This is a genomic window from Rhodococcus sp. JCM 9793 (genome assembly GCF_055380405.1).
The window spans coordinates 4872247-4887070 of record NZ_AP043721.1; the positions used below are offsets into that span (position 1 = coordinate 4872247).

A 14824-nucleotide genomic window follows, 5' to 3' on the forward strand; every position below is an offset into this window, starting at 1 on the left:
AACGCCTCACTGTGCGGCGATCATCCCGGAGGAGCCCTACCTGCAGTGGTCAGGACGCCGGGTCGACCGGCTGCTCGCAGGGCGGTGTCGGCTCCGGTGCAGGTTCCGGTGTAGGGCTCGGGGCGGGGTCGGACCCGCGGGCCGGCCACGACGCGGGTTGCGCGGCGCCGCACGGATCACTGCCCTCGGGTGCCGGGTTCTGTGATGTGTCGGCATCGCCCGGAGTTTCCGCGTCGCGGGGAACAGGATGCGGGGCGAGACGATCCCACAGTTCCGGGGTGTCCGTTTCGGGCGCGAACTCGGTGGTGCCGGATCTCTCGCTCTGTCCAGCGGAACTGCCAGGCCCCTCGACACCGCTCGAACCTTCGGCCCCACCGCCGGAACCGCCCATCGCGAGCGCCAGACCCCCGCCGAGCATCGCAACGAGAGCGACGACGACGGCCATGAGAGCCAGGTTTCGGCGAGTCGATGCCGCACCCGCCGCAGCAGCAGGCTGCAATGGAAGACGTCGTGATGCGACCAGGGCCGCCCCGGTAGGGCGGTGCCATGGCACACCGTGCGGCGTCACGAACGGGACACCGAGGATCGTGGAGAGTTCCCGGGCGGACACCACGTCGCCGGGGCGCAGGTCGAGGAAGACCAGCGCCGCCGGTGAGACGCCGGCCCGGGCGAGCGCTTCGTCCATGGCATCGGGCAGGGCGGCGGTGTCGGGCAGGGCGTCGTCGCCACGAACAACCGAAGACAGCACCGTCCGGGATCGGGTATCGACGATCGACGCCGACTCGACACCCCCCGTGCGGGTGTGGAGGGCCAGGACGGGAGTGTCTGCAAGTTCGGGTGCTCCGGCCAGGTACGCAAGCCGTGCCGCGTCGAGTGGGACCACTTCGACCGGTGCCTCGCTCGCCGCGCGGATCGCCTCCACGACCGTGTCGGTGTCGGCGTCGCTGCTCGGCAGGGCGACCAGTCCGATCGCGCCGACGGTCAGCGACGCGTTCTCCGCCCGTTCCGCCATCGAGGTCACGGCCCGCGCGACGGCGTCGGCCTCCGACACATCCGGTTCGGCCGCCCAGCGCTGCGAGTCGAAGGGGCCGAGCTGCGGAACGTCGGCGTCGACGAGGACTGCGGATACCTCACCGTCGTCGACGGCAACGCCGAGTACAGGACGCATCGTCACCGCCTCTTCGCCAAGATCGTCACGGACCGCACGAGCGTAACCGAATTCGATGCTCAGATCCGGTAGCACCCGACGGTCAGTCCGACGATCGCCGCCACATAGCTGCCGAAGGTGATGTACGAACCGTCGGCGGCGAACATCCGCATCGAGAACCCTGTGTCGGGTGGCAGGACCTGACGTCCGTGGAAGCCCGCACCGGCGGCGGTGCGCTCGAACAGGTCGGCGGCACGCTGCAGATCTGCCACCGGTACAGGGCTCGAACTTCCCTGGATGGGAAGGTGGACCGACATTCCGTAGGTTCCGTCGGCGAGGGTGCACCCCGCGTTCGTGCGCGAGTATTTCTCGGAGAACTCGAGTTCGGGGAATTCCTCGGAGAGTGCGTCCGTGACGTCGCGCTGGACCTGGAGGTAGTACTCGACGGCTGCGGCGCTGGTGTCGGCGACCGGCTCGGGAACCGCTCGGGAGCTCGCTGTGGCGCATCCGGTCACCGTCAGGGTCACGGCTGCAGCGATGCATGCGCTGAGAACAGAAACCTCACTCATCGGATACTCCGTTCGTCGGCGGTGTCCGCGATGACGACCGCAATGTTGTAGGTGCTCATGGAACCGGGCACCAGATAGGAGCTGTGTCCTACCGACGCGGTGCGCGGATCACCCGAAAAATCTTCTCCCGCATCGCTGGAAAGACGGGTCAGGCCCGGAAGACGACTGGGGTCGCCGCCGAAGATCCCGGTGTCGGCGATGAGGTCTTCATCTGCCTCGATGAGGAACATCGATCCGGGCGCCATTCCGAGTGTGCCGACGTCGGAGGTACCGAGGCCGGCGGCGCCGGCAAAGACCGCCTTGTCGGCCTCCGCACCCTGCTGCAACGCGAGACTCGTCACGAGTGCTCCGTACGAATGACCGATCGCGGTCACGTGTGGTGGCGAGTCGGGGCGAGACGCATCGAGCCCGTCGAGGAAAGTTGCCAGGCGCGGCGCGGCCAGCGTCGCGGACAGATCCGAGACGGGACTGCGCTCGGTGAAGGCGAGTCCCCAACCGAAATGCGGTGCCTGATAATTCATCCAGGTGACAGCGGCAACGGTCTCGGAGCCTCGGTCGACACGACCGAGTTCTCGTCGGGCTTCGTCGCGCAACGCGGAGACCTGCTGGTCGTATCCGTGGAGGTTTCCCTGCACTGTCGATCCCGCACCCGGGGTGTACACCGCGATGTGGTCGGCGGTGTCGATGTCGCCCACCGCGACTGCAGCCATCGCCTCGCGGCCGGACATGTCGAGTGCGAGCAGTCGGCGGTCGTCCAGCGCGAGTGTGCGGTCGATCGCGTCGAGGGCGTCGAGCTTGTTCAGGGTCTGTGCGAGCCCCGCATCGGCATTGGAAACAAGACCGCCGAATACGTTGTTCTCCAGCTCTTCCTGTAGCTGCAGGGCAACTGCCTCCAACCGTTCGCGTTCGATTCCGAGCAGGGCGCGGTTCGCGAGGTCGCGAACCTCGGAGGGCACTCCGTCGAGGCTCCCGACTCGCTCCGGATATTCGGTGAGCAGCACGGTGCGGTCGAAGGGGCTGAGGCCGTTCCACCAGGCGGCGACCACACCCGGATCCGATCCGGGATCGGGAACCGGACCTATCGCCGGAAACCGGGTGGAGGCGTGGACGAACTGCATTGCCGGGACGGAACTCTCATCAGGGTGGGCGCGCGCGAGCATCGATGCTGCCTCATCGCCGAGTTGCTGTGCGCGCCGGAGGAGCGTGTCGAGTCGCGCACGCAATGCACTGCGGTCGGCGTCCGGTTCGACTCCGACACGTCCGGAGGCTTCGATGAGCGCGCCGTCCGCTTCGATGACGAGGCCGTGTTCGTCCGCCCAGGTGTGTGCAGCCGCGAGCTCGGTATGCAATGCGCGTAGTTGCGGAACCACGACGGCTGCGCACGCACTCACCCGTCGATACGAATCAGCCTGAACATCAACAGCATCGACGAGTGTTCGCAACGATATCGCTGCGGCATCCGCCGCGCCGCCGGTCCAGGCTCCCCCGAACGTGGCCGCTCGGCGGATGTCACCGGCGATGCGGTTCAGTTCCTCGGCACGCCCATCGAGGTCGGCGCCGAGGCCTTCCAATGCATCCGGATTCCACCGGGCCAGATCGCGCAGGTCCATGTCGTGTCCACCCCCCTGCCGCGAAAGCATAGGGCGTGCATACGACTACCGGCCCGGGGAGGGCCTCGGGGCCGATATCTGTGGATGAATCGGTTGCCTGTGGACAACCCGGGGCGTCGCCTGTCGGCGACGCTCCCGAGAGCAGTTACGTCTTTCGTATCGCGTCGACAGCGAGGATCAGGTCGTGGCCGTCGAGCAGGTGCGCGGTCGGCGCTGCCAGCGAGAGCGTCGCGACCCCTTGAAACAGGACGAACAGCAGTTTGCCCAGCGCAGCGGCGTGCGCCTCCGAAAGGTCGGGGTGAGTGTCGCGCAACGCGGCTGTCAGGTCGAGGTGTGCACGCTCGGACGCCTCGGCCATGTAATGCCCTGAGTCGTCGGAGTGTGCGATGTGCACGAGGTTCTCCATGCTCAACATCAGGTCCTCGCGGTGGTCGCCCAGGATCGCGATCATGTCGTCCCAGGTCGGTCCGAGCGTCTCGTGCAGGGGCCGCCCCGCACCCGCACTGCGGATCGCATCTTCCATGCGGTCGCCGATCCCGCTCCCTACGCCCTCGGTCAGCGCCTCGGTGACGAGCCGGTCCTTCGATCCGAAGTGGTAGCCGATGGCAGCCAGGCTCACTCCGGCCGCCGTCGCGATATCACGCGCGGTGACCTTGGCCGACCCGTGCTCGAGAATCGCCTTGCGGGCCCCCTCCAGCAGATCCTCTCGATTTCCCATGTCGACAGCCTAGCAGTCGTCTTAGACATTTGTTCTAGACATATGTTCCATCGTCGTGTTACACATATGTCTAAGACATTCGTTCTAACAAAGGGGCACAGCATGGACTTCGATCTGCACGTACTCGTCAGCGGCGGCGGGATCGCCGGTAATGCCGTTGCACTGCAATTGCTTCGCGCCGGCATCCGCACCACGGTGGTCGAGCGGGCCACTGCCCCGCGCCCCGGCGGCCAAGCCGTCGACCTGCGGGGGCCGAGCCGTGAGGTTGCGCAGCGCATGGGCCTGATGCCGGGCATCCGCGCACACCGGTTGCACGAGCAGGGGATGGTCTACGTCGACCGCGACGGACAGCCGTACAGCCGGATGCCCGCAGACATGTTCGACGGCAATGGCCCGGTGGCCGATATCGAGATCGCCCGCGGCGATCTGAACCAGGTACTGCTGGACGAGCTGGCCTCGGTCGGAGAAGGGCTCGACTACCGCTACGGCGAATGGATCGAATCGATGACACAGGACGCGGATGGCGTCGAGGTCGTCCTCGCGTCGCGCAGCGTCGAACGGTTCGATCTCGTCATCGCAGCAGACGGCGTCCACTCGGCGACCCGACAACTTGCCTTCGGTCCCGAAGCACAGTTCGCTACCTATCTCGGCGCATACATGGCCCACTTCTCCGTCCCGACCCCTTCGGGGATCGAACCCGACTGGATGACGATGCACCCGATGCGGGGCGCCGCGATCGGGCTCCGTACCGACGTCGATCCGGACACGTCCAAAGCCCTCGTCATGCTGCGCGTCGACGCCGACCCTGCCCTGCGGCGCGACGTCGATGCACAGCAACGGTTCGTCCGTCGGATGCTGGCCGACGCGGGCTGGCTGGCCCCTCAGATCCTCGAAGCGATGGCCGCCACCCCCGATTTCTACTTCGACGAACTCACCCGCATCGATGTGCCGCACCTGTCGGCGGGACGGGTGACCCTACTCGGTGACGCCGGCTACTGCGGGTCACCCCTGAGTGGGATGGGCACCGCCATGGCACTCGTCGGTGCGTATGTGCTCGCCGGGGAACTCGCCGCCGACCCGACCGACCCGGTGGCGGCTCTGGCCCGCTACGAATCCACGGTGACGCCGTTCCTCGACAAAGCGAAGGAACTCCCCGGCGGGGGCGTCAAGATGATGCTGCCGGCCACCAGGATCGGCTCGATACTCACCCGCGCCATGGCCCGAGTCATGGTCTCGCGACCGCTGCGCCCGATGATGAGAAAAATGATGAGCGGAACCGACGAGTACGAATTGCCTTCGTATCCCGTCGATTCCGCTCCCACCGCTCGTTGACGCGGTGCTGCCTCTACATGTCGGAGATGGCCTCCAGCGGCGGGGTCTTCGCAGCCCGATGCCCCGGCCACAGCGCAGCCAGCACACCCACCACACCGGAACCGATGAGCATCCCCACGACCTGACCCCACGGCACCGAGATCCGGTCGAGTCCCTGATCGGCGAGGGTGCTCACGAACGCCCAGCCGAACACCAGCCCCAGCGCGAGGCCGACGACCGCACCGAACACCGCAATGAGCAGCGACTCGATGTAGATGGTGCGTCTGACCTGTGCGCGTTGCATCCCGACGGCGCGGAGCATGCCGATCTCGCGTCGCCTCTCGACGACCGACAACGCGAGCGTGTTCACGATGCCGAGGATCGCGATGACGACAGCGAGTGCGAGCAATCCGTAGAGGATCGCGAGGAGCATGTCGATCTGCTGGGCCTGCTGCCCCTTGAACTGCTCGCGGTCCATGACCTGGACGATCACGAGGTCCTTGGTGGCGTCCTCGAGTCCCGTCCGGACCGCCTCCGCATCAGCACCGTCGGCGGTATTGACGAGCACGACCTGCGCCGACCGCGACGCCGCCGGGGTGAACTGTTCGTACAGTTCGTTCGAGACGATCCACGGACCGATGAGCTGGTTGTCCGCATAGATCCCGACGACGCTGGTGTCGACCGTCTCACCGTCCTTGCTCGTGAGCGGCACGGTGGCACCGAGCTGCCAACCGTTGTCCGACGCGGCAGTCTCCGACACGACCATCTGGTCGCCCGTGACGGTGTCGGTTCCTTCCTTCATCTCCAGCGAGAGGACGTCGTCGATGGAGCCACCTGTCACCGCCGTGCCGAATGCAGGCTCGTCGTCGATCGTCGCCTGCACACCATGGGAGGACACCACTTCCACGACGCCGTCGACGCCACGCGCAGCGTCCTCGGCCGCAATCGGCAGTCCGAACATCGGCGGCCCTGTGAGCACGAACTCGGACTTGACGCCGGTGTCGACGAGCGCGTCGACGCTGGCCTTCGCGGACGAACCGAACACGCCGATGACGGACACGAGCATGAGGCCGAGAGTGAGCGCGAAGGCAGTTGCCGCGGTGCGACGCGGATTGCGGGTCGCGTTGGTGCGGGCCAATCGTCCGACCGCACCGAAGGGTCGTGCGAATACTGCACCGAGGACCTTCACGACCGGTCGAGACAGAGCGGGAGCCGCGAACAACACGGCGAGGATCAGCGCCAACGCGCCTGCTCCGACGGTCGCGGCAGCGCCACCTCCGGTGCTCTGGGAACCGACCGCGACGAGCACGGCACCGACGACAGCAGCGACCGCACCGGCGATCGTGCGGATCTTCAGAGACTCGACGGACGCCGTGGATTCCTCACGCATCGCAGCGACCGGCGGCACATGCATGGCACGCCGGGCAGGCGCGTACGCACTGACGACGGTGACGATGATGCCGACGAGCAACGCGACGATCACCGTCCGCGGCGACAATTGGAGCGGGCCGGACGGCAGTCCGAGATCCGCGGCATTGAGCGCCGCGCGCAGCCCGTAGGCGAGCGCGACACCCGCCGCGATCCCGATCACGCTGCCGATGACACCGACGACGAGCGCTTCGAGGGTGACCGACCGGCCGACCTGCTTGCGGCTCGCACCGATGGCACGCAGCAGGGCGAGTTCGCGCAGGCGCTGAGCCACGATCATCGAGAACGTGTTGTAGATGATGAAGGTGCCGACCAGCAGTGCTATGGCACCGAATGCGAGCAGGAAATAGTTGAGGAAGCTCAACGCTTCCGACACCTGATTCTGGGTTTCCTCAGTGACTTCGGCGCCCGTCTGCACCTTCATGTCGGGCAACGCGCCGGCCACCTCGTCACGCAGCGCTTCCGGGGTCATCGACCCGTCGCCGACGATATCGAGGAACTGGACGTGCTGACCGTCGGTGAACAACTGGCTCGCCTGCTGCTCGGTGAACAGGACACCGATGTATCCGCCGGTGTCGGTGTCGAGGTCGTAGATGCCGCTCACGGTGACGGGAACCATGCCCTGGGACATCGTGAGGACCTTGGTCTCGTCGCCGATCGCAAGGTCGCCACGCTCGGCTGCGCTCGTGTTGAGCGCGATCTGCCCGGGCGCCGTGGGCGGGGTGCCTTCGGCGAACACCTCGGGCTCTCCGACCGATTGTTCCGGCGGGAACCACGCGTACCCCTCGGCGGGTGCACCGCCGGTCTGGATCGCGGCGCCGTCGGAGCCGAGCACGATGAGTCCGCCACCGATCGTCGGTGCCGTGCGTGCGACGCCGTCGAGTGAATCGACACGGGTGATGTCGTCGATCGGTACACCGCTCGAGCCGAACTCTTCGCTGCTGACGCGAACGTCGACGCCCTTGGCGACGTCACCGAAGATATCGTCGAACGTGCGCTGGAGGGTGTCGGTGAACACGAACGACCCGGTGATGAAGGCCGTGCCGAGCACCACCGACAGCACCGTCAGGGCGAGCCGCACCTTGTGTGCAGCGAGGTTGCGCAGCGCAACCTTGCGGATGGGATTTCCACTCATGGTCGCCGACTCCTACTGCGCCGTAGGGGCAGTGGCTGTAGGAGCAGCGGCAGCGGTGTCGAACTGCTTCATGCGGTCGAGCACCGAGTCGGCGGTCGGCTCGCGCATCTCGTCGACGATGCGGCCATCGGACAGGAACACGACGCGATCGGCGTACCCGGCAGCACGCGGATCGTGGGTGACGATCACAACGGTCTGCTCGAACTCGTCGACCGCGGCGCGCAGAATCGCCAGCACCTCACCGGATGAGTGCGAGTCGAGGTTGCCGGTCGGTTCGTCGCCGAAGATGATCTCCGGCCTACCTGCCAATGCACGAGCACACGCGACACGTTGCTGCTGGCCACCGGACAGTTCGCCGGGTTTGTGGTCCAGACGGTCCCCCAGCCCGAGCCTGCCGACCACGGTGTCGAGCCATTCGGTGTCGACTTTGCGCCCGGCGATGTCGAGCGGCAGCGTGATGTTCTCGAGCGCTGTGAGTGTGGGGACGAGGTTGAACGCCTGGAAGACGAAGCCGATGCGGTCACGCCGGAGCTGGGTCATCGCCTTGTCGGACAGGGTCGTCAGGTCGGTGTCGCCGATGAGCACCGCGCCCGAGGTCGCACTGTCGAGGCCTGCGAGGCAGTGCATCAGTGTCGACTTACCGGATCCGGACGGGCCCATGATCGCGGTGAACTCACCGGCGGCGAACTCCACCGTCACGCCGTCGAGTGCGTGAACTGCGGTTTCGCCGGTTCCGTAGATTTTCTTCAGGTCCTGGGATCGAGCGGCCGGGGCCGAATGCGAAGGCATGCGCACCATCTTTCCCGGTGATGCCTAATCGCACCATCGGGGACCACCCTGATTCGTGATCAGGGTGGTCAGGGTGTCAGCTCCAGCGTGCCTGCCCACCATCGAGAGGAATGGTGGCGCCCGTGAGATAGCGCGCGCCGTCGCCGACGATCCACAGAACGGCCCGTCCGATGTCTTCTTCACAGTCGCCGATGCGGCCGAGCGGGATGCTCCTGACGAACTCCGCTGCCTCGTCGGGCCGGTTCTCGGTCCACCATTTCAGTCCGGGTGAGAGCGCGTGCGGGGCGACCGCGTTGACGCGGATGCCGTCGACACCCCATTCTGCGGCCGCGGCCCGCGTCAGGCTGCGCAGCGCTTCCTTGACGGAGGCGTATCCCCCGTAGCCGCTCATGTCCCACCGCACCGCAGCCGACGAGACCATGTTGACGATCGATCCACCGCCACGCTGCTTCATGATCGGATACACCGACTGCATCGCATGGAGCGACGCGATGGGACCGGATGCGTACGCCTTCGTCATCAGCTCGGGAGTCAGATCGAGCACCGGACCGAGCGGATTCAGGCTCGCGTTGTTGACGAGGACGTCCACTCCTCCGAACGCCTCGACGGTCTTGTCCACCGCCGCGGTGATCTGCGCGGTATCGGAGATGTCGCAGGTAATCGGCTCGGCGGTACCACCGAACCCGCGGATCTGCTCGACCGTGTCGACGAGTTTCGATTCGGTCCGTCCCGTCACCGCGATCGCAGCCCCTTCGCGGGCGAGCGCGAAGGCGATGCCCTGCCCCACCCCCTGGCCTGCTCCGGTGATCAACGCGACCTTGCCATCCATTGCGCCCATGCGGCGACCTCCCTGTCTCGGCCCCCGCATGGAAGCAGACCCCACCGTTTCCGAGCACTCGCCGGTCCTGCTCACCGGAATGCCCCGCACTCCGCAGGAGTTACGTCGTGGCGACACGGGCTAGGCTCTACTCGACACCGGACCACCTCGGTCCGCAGGCACCACAAGCGAGGGCAGCATGAGCGAGCACAACCACGACGGCCACGATCACGGCCAGGGCAACGCTGCCGCCGAGCCCCTCCGGATCGACGGCGCGTTGGCCGTCGCGACCGAGGAGTACACGCAGCTCCGCGACCTGGCGATCCACGCGCTCACCGACCTGCTCGGCAGCGCGCCGGAGCCCGACGAGGACGGCGACATCGCGATTCCCGTCCACGGATTCGGTGTGTACGTGACGGTCGCGGAGGACGGCCCGCAGCTGCACATCTGGTCGTCGCTGCTCGGTGATCTCGCCGACCGCTCCAAGGCTGCCGATCAGCTGGCAGACCTGTCGAGCGAGTGGGCGCGCCTGCGTTTCACCATCCAGGACGGGCACCTGCTCGTCTCGACGATCCTCGATGCAGATCCCTTCGCGCCGCAGCACCTGATCAACCTGATCGACGAGATCCACGACCTCACGCACGAACTCGACGACGACTTCGCAGCACGATTCGGTGGTGTCCTCGACTGCGATGCCGACGACACGTCATATGCCGGACCGTGCGGTGGTGGCGGTTGTGGTGAAGGCTGCACCTGCGGCCACGGCGGCGAGGATGCGGGCGACCTGGGTGCGGACATCCCTGTGGGACAGCCCGAAGCGTAACCCTGGTGGCGTGATCACTCGGGCGTAACCCACTCGGGACACCACGATCCAGGGCTAGTCTGTACGGCATGCGGATAGGTGCGCATGTCAGGCAGGACGACGATCCCATCGGCCAGGGCAAACGGCTCGGCGCAGATCTCGTGCAGCTGTTCCTGTCGGACCCGCAGAAGTGGCATACGCCGGGTGAGCACCCTCGTACCGAGCAGATTCTCGCCTCTGAGATCGATGTCGTGGTGCACTCGCCGTACGTCATCAACGTGGCGAGCCTGAACAACAGGCTTCGGATGCCGTCACGTAAAGCCGTCGCCGATCACGCCGACGCTGCGGCGAAGATCGGCGCGTTCGGACTCGTCGTACACGGCGGGCACGTCCGCGACGGCGAGAGCGTGGCCTCCGGCGTCCAGAACTGGCGCAAACTGTTCGAACGGCAGGAGGACAAGGGCGGGTTCGCGGTGCCGATCCTCGTCGAGAACACCGCCGGCGGGGATTTCGCGATGGCCCGCTACATCGATGCCATCGGCCGGCTGTGGGACGCGATCGGCGACTACGACGTCGGATTCTGCCTCGATACATGCCATGCGTGGGCGGCGGGTGAAGACCTCGTCGACGCCGTCGAACGGGTGCGGGCGCTGACCGGCCGCATCGATCTGGTGCATTTGAACAACTCCCGCGACGAGTTCGATTCCGCCCGCGACCGCCACGCGAATCTCGCCGACGGCACGATCGACCCGCAGTTGCTCGCCGAGGTCGCGTTGAAGGCGAATGCGCCGGTGATTCTGGAGACGCCCGCCGAGGGGCTGGCCGACGACATCGCCTATCTGCGTGAGCAGACGTCCTGAGCGGTGGTTATCCGGTCCGGCTCGGCTGCCTCATAGTCGGGGGTCGACCGGCTCCGATTCCAACGCGAGGACCGCGAACACCGCCTGGTGAATCCGCCGAAGCTGTCGCGGGTGGGGGCGACGCTCCCTGCTGCCGTGATGAGTTTCGGCCTGCTGCGCGGTCGACCCAGGTATGACGATGACGACGAAAGTACTGAGCGTGTCGGTTCCGGTGGCCGACCAGGATGCCGCACTGAAGTTCTACACCGAGACGCTGGGGTGCGAACTCCGCGCCGACGTGGAGATCTGGCCGGGCGCACGGTTGATCGAGGTCGTGCCGTCCGGTTCGGAGGTCTCCCTGCTACTTCTACCGCCCGTCGGCGAGATACCGGTCGCGATCCGCTTGGGCACCTCCGACGCTCGTGCCGCGCACGACACGATCCGCGCGTCCGGGACGACCCTGCACAACGACGACCTGATCCGCATGGAGGGTGTGCCGGCGATGTTCTCCTTCACCGACCCCGATGGCAACGGTCTGGTCTACCTGGAGGACACCGACGACAAATAGTTCGCTCGTGCCCGACCGCTGTCACGGCCGAGCCGTCATGACCGAGCCGAGTCGCCGTCCCACTCGTGAATTCCCACCACTGTAAGCAACGCGAGCAACTCGGCCGCCGGCGTGCCGGGCGCTGCCGAATACACCATGACCGATTGGTCGACGTCCGGGATGTGCAACGCGTCGCACTCGAGGACGATCGGCCCCAACGCCCGGTGGTTCACCGTCTTCGTGTGTGTCCGCCACCCACCGACCGTGCCGCTATTCCACAAGGTCGCGAACTGCTCCGATCTGCTGCGCAGTTCATCGACAAGTGCGCTCAAGCCGGAGTCGCTCGGATAGCGGGCCGACGCGGCGCGAAGACTCCCGACCGATTGTTCCGCCGTCGCCTCGAATTCTTCATCGGTTGTACCGACCGTGCTCATCGGAGGATCGGCCGGGTCGGGAAGGAAGCGCAGTCGGTTGATGTTGCGACGGTGCGGGGGCAACGCCGACCAATCGCCATGCAGCGCAGAGGCCATCGCGTTCCAGGCGAGGACATCACCTTTCGCACTCATCACCACGACGGGCAGGTCTGCGAACCGGTCGATCAGGCGCAATACGCTCGGCCGCACGTGCATGTCGATCGTGCCCGGGCCGGGAGGCGAGACCCCTGCCAGGTGGAACAGCTGATTACGACCGTCGAGGTCGAGTCGCAGCGCCCTGGCCAGGGCACCGAGAACCTGCGCCGACGGAACGGGTCCGCGTCCCTGTTCGAGGCGGACGACGTAGTCGACGCTGATCCCCGCCAGCATCGCGACCTCCTCCCGACGCAGCCCGGGGGTGCGGCGGTGCGAACCCGACGGCAGACCGACCTCGCCAGGCGTGATTCGTTGACGAGCGTGCCGCAGCGCGGCCGCCAGTTCGGTGCGATCGATCGCCATTCCTCCAGCATGACAACCTTGTGCGCCGCATGGGTAGTACTGCCGATCCCACGATCGTCCGGTCCTGGTCCCGAGTGGATCGAGCGATGACAGTGGTGGCATGACCACACAACATGGATCCACAGTTCTCGTCACCGGCGCCACCGGAGGGCTCGGCGCCGAAACCTGCCGCCGTCTCGCCGCTTCCGGACACACCATCTGGATGGGCGTGCGCAACGTCGACGCCGGCAATGAGATTGCCGCGAAGATCCGAGTCGACAGCCCCCGCTCCGATGTTCGCGTCGTCGAACTCGATGTCACCAGCGACGACTCCGCCACGGCTGCCTATCAGACAGTGTCGGAGTCGGGCACAGGTCTCGATGTCCTCGTCAACAACGCCGGTATCGCGGGCAGACTCGCCGCTCCCACCGACACCGTCCCCACCGATTTCCTGCCGGTCTTCGGAGTGAACCTGCTCGGACCTGTCCGCGTGACCCATGCCTTCCTGCCGTTGCTCACGCAGTCCGTGTCGCCGCGGTTGGTGATGGTGTCGAGCGGAATGGGTTCGTTCGGCGTGACGACCGATTCCACGCGCATCGAATCCACGTTGCACGGCCTTGTGTATCCATCGTCGAAAGCGGCTTTGAACATGGTGACCACCATGTACGCCAAGGCACTTCCGGATATTCGCGTCGTGGCTGTCGACCCCGGTTACACGGCGACCGCACTCAACGGCTTCTCCGGCACCCAATCGGTCGAAGAAGGCACCGCTGCGATCGTCGAGGCATGCACCGCACCTTCACCAGCGGGAATGTTCATCGACCGTCGCGGTCCGGTGCCGTGGTGATCCCGCCGGTGAGATAGCGCTGCAGTGTCGGCGCGATAATCTCGACGAGTTGTCCCGGGGGCAGCGACGCCAGGGGCTCGAGTGCCAGGATGTAACGCACGAGCATCACCCCCGCCATCTGGGTCGCTACCAACTCGGCCCGCAACCGACCAGTGCCCTCAGGTTGATCGATCCTGCCCAGCAACGGTTCGAGCGCCACCTCGAGCAGGAATGTTCGGATCAGTCCGCTCTCGCCACCGCTGATCTGGGCTCGGAACATCGCCACCGCCGCATCGCGGTGCGGGGACTCCCATATTCCGATCAGGGCGGAGGCAAGTGCGTGACCGAGGTCCGCGACCGGTGTCTCGTACACCGGTGCGAGGACTTCTCTGGGGTCGACGGGCAGCGCGATGGATGCGGTGAACAATTCCATCTTCGTACCGAAGTAGTGATGGACGAGCGCTGCATCCACTCGTGCACGTGCCGCCACTGCACGCACCGTCGTCTTGTCGAACCCGTTGGCAGCAAACAGTTCCCGCGCGGATACGAGGATCGCTTCGCGTGCACCCGAGTTGCCGGGGCGCCGGCCCGAACGCCGAGGGCTCCGCGATTCGGTGGTCACGGTGTCCTGCGGCGCAGGGTCGCAGCGCCGAGCGCGAGGGCTGCCGCAGCGAATACGGCAACGACGATGAGATCACGAACCATGACAGCAGTGGTCCCCGGGTGTGTCGTGATCTCCTGCAGTGCCTCCACCGCATAGCTGAGCGGCAATACATTACTGATCCAGCGCAACCAGTCCGGCAATTGGTCGCGTGGGACGAGCAGACCGCACAACAGGAACTGTGGGATGACAAGTACCGGCATGAACTGCACCGCTTGGAATTCGGTGCGGGCGAATGCACTGCACAACAGTCCCAGAGAGACGCCGAGTACAGCGACGAGCACTGCCGTCACGAGTACCCACGCCACCGATCCGGCGCTGGTGACGCCGAGCAGCCAGAATGCCACGGCGCATGCAAGCCCGGCCTGGAGTGCGGCCGCGACGGAGAACGCGCTGCCGTAGCCGGCAAGGAGGTCGAGTTTCGTCAGAGGTGTCGTGAGCAGGCGTTCGAGGGTTCCTGAGCTTCGTTCGCGCTGCATGGCGATGGACGTGACGAGGAACATCACGACGAACGGCAGGATCCCGAGCATCGTCACGGCGATCCGGTCGAACAGCGAGAAGCCGCCCGGCCCGACGGGTGCGTTCTGGTACATGAAGTACAGCAGGATCATCAGCAGGCTCGGCACGAACACGATCATCGCGACGGTGCGGTGGTCGGATCTGAGCTGGCGAAGAATTCGCGTGGTGGTGGAGGCGTAGATGACGGCGCTCATG

15 protein-coding genes are annotated in these 14824 nt (G+C 66.3%); 5 read left to right on the forward strand and 10 right to left on the reverse strand.

Annotation, left to right across the window (positions count from 1 at the left end; all coding sequences use genetic code 11):
• Nucleotides 1–49: 49 nt before the first annotated feature.
• The 4 genes from ACZ46K_RS24505 to ACZ46K_RS24520 form a co-directional block, all read right to left on the reverse strand.
• The gene (locus ACZ46K_RS24505; protein WP_464745246.1) at nt 50–1168 is read right to left on the reverse strand and encodes a hypothetical protein; all 1119 of its coding nucleotides are present in this window, start codon (nt 1166–1168) and stop codon (nt 50–52) included.
• Nucleotides 1169–1227: 59 nt separating this feature from the next.
• A complete protein-coding gene (locus ACZ46K_RS24510; protein ID WP_054807736.1) occupies nt 1228–1716 on the reverse strand; it encodes an LppA family lipoprotein in 489 nt (162 codons plus the stop codon).
• Nucleotides 1713–3356: an alpha/beta hydrolase gene (locus ACZ46K_RS24515; protein WP_464745248.1), complete on the reverse strand. Its 1644-nt coding sequence runs from the start codon at nt 3354–3356 to the stop codon at nt 1713–1715. The genes ACZ46K_RS24510 and ACZ46K_RS24515 overlap by 4 nt, the downstream gene beginning before the upstream one ends.
• Nucleotides 3357–3471: 115 nt before the next feature.
• Nucleotides 3472–4044 carry a TetR/AcrR family transcriptional regulator gene (locus ACZ46K_RS24520; RefSeq protein WP_054807737.1) on the reverse strand — a complete coding sequence of 191 codons (573 nt, stop codon included), beginning with the start codon at nt 4042–4044 and terminating at the stop codon, nt 3472–3474.
• A gap of 102 nt (nt 4045–4146) precedes the next feature.
• Between ACZ46K_RS24520 and ACZ46K_RS24525 the strand changes: the two genes are divergently transcribed.
• Nucleotides 4147–5376 (forward strand): FAD-dependent monooxygenase, encoded by a 1230-nt coding sequence (locus ACZ46K_RS24525; protein ID WP_464745250.1) that lies wholly within the window; start codon nt 4147–4149, stop codon nt 5374–5376.
• Between the two features lie 13 nt (nt 5377–5389).
• Here the strand turns inward: ACZ46K_RS24525 and ACZ46K_RS24530 are convergent, their stop codons facing one another.
• The 3 genes from ACZ46K_RS24530 to ACZ46K_RS24540 all read right to left on the reverse strand — a co-directional run bounded on the left by ACZ46K_RS24530 (nt 5390) and on the right by ACZ46K_RS24540 (nt 9545).
• A complete protein-coding gene (locus ACZ46K_RS24530) occupies nt 5390–7918 on the reverse strand; it encodes an ABC transporter permease (protein ID WP_464745252.1) in 2529 nt (842 codons plus the stop codon).
• 12 nt (nt 7919–7930) lie between these two features.
• A complete protein-coding gene (locus tag ACZ46K_RS24535; protein ID WP_054810137.1) occupies nt 7931–8707 on the reverse strand; it encodes an ABC transporter ATP-binding protein in 777 nt (258 codons plus the stop codon).
• 76 nt (nt 8708–8783) lie between these two features.
• On the reverse strand, nt 8784–9545 hold the full coding sequence (locus ACZ46K_RS24540) for an SDR family NAD(P)-dependent oxidoreductase (RefSeq protein WP_054806366.1): 762 nt from the start codon (nt 9543–9545) through the stop codon (nt 8784–8786).
• Nucleotides 9546–9723: 178 nt separating this feature from the next.
• Here ACZ46K_RS24540 and ACZ46K_RS24545 point away from each other — a divergent pair, with 178 nt between their 5' ends.
• The 3 genes from ACZ46K_RS24545 (at nt 9724) to ACZ46K_RS24555 (ending at nt 11733) form a co-directional block, all read left to right on the forward strand.
• Complete coding sequence (locus ACZ46K_RS24545; RefSeq protein ID WP_054806365.1) at nt 9724–10347, forward strand: T3SS (YopN, CesT) and YbjN peptide-binding chaperone 1; 624 nt, start codon at nt 9724–9726, stop codon at nt 10345–10347.
• A 68-nt stretch (nt 10348–10415) separates the two neighbouring features.
• Nucleotides 10416–11186: a deoxyribonuclease IV gene (locus tag ACZ46K_RS24550; protein ID WP_464745254.1), complete on the forward strand. Its 771-nt coding sequence runs from the start codon at nt 10416–10418 to the stop codon at nt 11184–11186.
• 178 nt (nt 11187–11364) lie between these two features.
• Nucleotides 11365–11733 carry a VOC family protein gene (locus ACZ46K_RS24555; protein WP_464745256.1) on the forward strand — a complete coding sequence of 123 codons (369 nt, stop codon included), beginning with the start codon at nt 11365–11367 and terminating at the stop codon, nt 11731–11733.
• 35 nt (nt 11734–11768) lie between these two features.
• Here ACZ46K_RS24555 and ACZ46K_RS24560 read toward each other — a convergent pair whose 3' ends face one another.
• A complete protein-coding gene (locus ACZ46K_RS24560) occupies nt 11769–12644 on the reverse strand; it encodes a helix-turn-helix domain-containing protein (protein WP_464745258.1) in 876 nt (291 codons plus the stop codon).
• A gap of 100 nt (nt 12645–12744) precedes the next feature.
• Between ACZ46K_RS24560 and ACZ46K_RS24565 the strand changes: the two genes are divergently transcribed.
• Entirely contained in the window at nt 12745–13470 is a 726-nt protein-coding gene (locus ACZ46K_RS24565; protein ID WP_464745260.1) for an SDR family NAD(P)-dependent oxidoreductase, read from the forward strand.
• Here ACZ46K_RS24565 and ACZ46K_RS24570 read toward each other — a convergent pair.
• Both ACZ46K_RS24570 and ACZ46K_RS24575 read right to left on the reverse strand, forming a co-directional pair.
• Nucleotides 13439–14071 (reverse strand): TetR/AcrR family transcriptional regulator, encoded by a 633-nt coding sequence (locus ACZ46K_RS24570; RefSeq protein ID WP_054810136.1) that lies wholly within the window; start codon nt 14069–14071, stop codon nt 13439–13441. The genes ACZ46K_RS24565 and ACZ46K_RS24570 overlap by 32 nt on opposite strands.
• Nucleotides 14068–14823 carry an ABC transporter permease gene (locus ACZ46K_RS24575; RefSeq protein ID WP_054806368.1) on the reverse strand — a complete coding sequence of 252 codons (756 nt, stop codon included), beginning with the start codon at nt 14821–14823 and terminating at the stop codon, nt 14068–14070. Before ACZ46K_RS24575 ends, ACZ46K_RS24570 begins: the two co-directional genes overlap by 4 nt.
• Nucleotide 14824 lies beyond the last annotated feature (1 nt).

Bases quoted from the DNA above. Each gene is read 5' to 3' on its own strand.
- ACZ46K_RS24510 (WP_054807736.1), bottom strand. From the start codon at position 1,716: ATGAGTGAGGTTTCTGTTCTCAGCGCATGCATCGCTGCAGCCGTGACC.
- ACZ46K_RS24550 (WP_464745254.1), top strand. From the start codon at position 10,416: ATGCGGATAGGTGCGCATGTCAGGCAGGACGACGATCCCATCGGCCAG.
- ACZ46K_RS24530 (WP_464745252.1), bottom strand. From the start codon at position 7,918: ATGAGTGGAAATCCCATCCGCAAGGTTGCGCTGCGCAACCTCGCTGCA.
- ACZ46K_RS24505 (WP_464745246.1), bottom strand. From the start codon at position 1,168: ATGCGTCCTGTACTCGGCGTTGCCGTCGACGACGGTGAGGTATCCGCA.
- ACZ46K_RS24560 (WP_464745258.1), bottom strand. From the start codon at position 12,644: ATGGCGATCGATCGCACCGAACTGGCGGCCGCGCTGCGGCACGCTCGT.
- ACZ46K_RS24520 (WP_054807737.1), bottom strand. From the start codon at position 4,044: ATGGGAAATCGAGAGGATCTGCTGGAGGGGGCCCGCAAGGCGATTCTC.
- ACZ46K_RS24535 (WP_054810137.1), bottom strand. From the start codon at position 8,707: ATGCCTTCGCATTCGGCCCCGGCCGCTCGATCCCAGGACCTGAAGAAA.
- ACZ46K_RS24575 (WP_054806368.1), bottom strand. From the start codon at position 14,823: ATGAGCGCCGTCATCTACGCCTCCACCACCACGCGAATTCTTCGCCAG.
- ACZ46K_RS24525 (WP_464745250.1), top strand. From the start codon at position 4,147: ATGGACTTCGATCTGCACGTACTCGTCAGCGGCGGCGGGATCGCCGGT.
- ACZ46K_RS24555 (WP_464745256.1), top strand. From the start codon at position 11,365: ATGACGACGAAAGTACTGAGCGTGTCGGTTCCGGTGGCCGACCAGGAT.
- ACZ46K_RS24545 (WP_054806365.1), top strand. From the start codon at position 9,724: ATGAGCGAGCACAACCACGACGGCCACGATCACGGCCAGGGCAACGCT.
- ACZ46K_RS24540 (WP_054806366.1), bottom strand. From the start codon at position 9,545: ATGGGCGCAATGGATGGCAAGGTCGCGTTGATCACCGGAGCAGGCCAG.
- ACZ46K_RS24515 (WP_464745248.1), bottom strand. From the start codon at position 3,356: ATGCTTTCGCGGCAGGGGGGTGGACACGACATGGACCTGCGCGATCTG.
- ACZ46K_RS24565 (WP_464745260.1), top strand. From the start codon at position 12,745: ATGACCACACAACATGGATCCACAGTTCTCGTCACCGGCGCCACCGGA.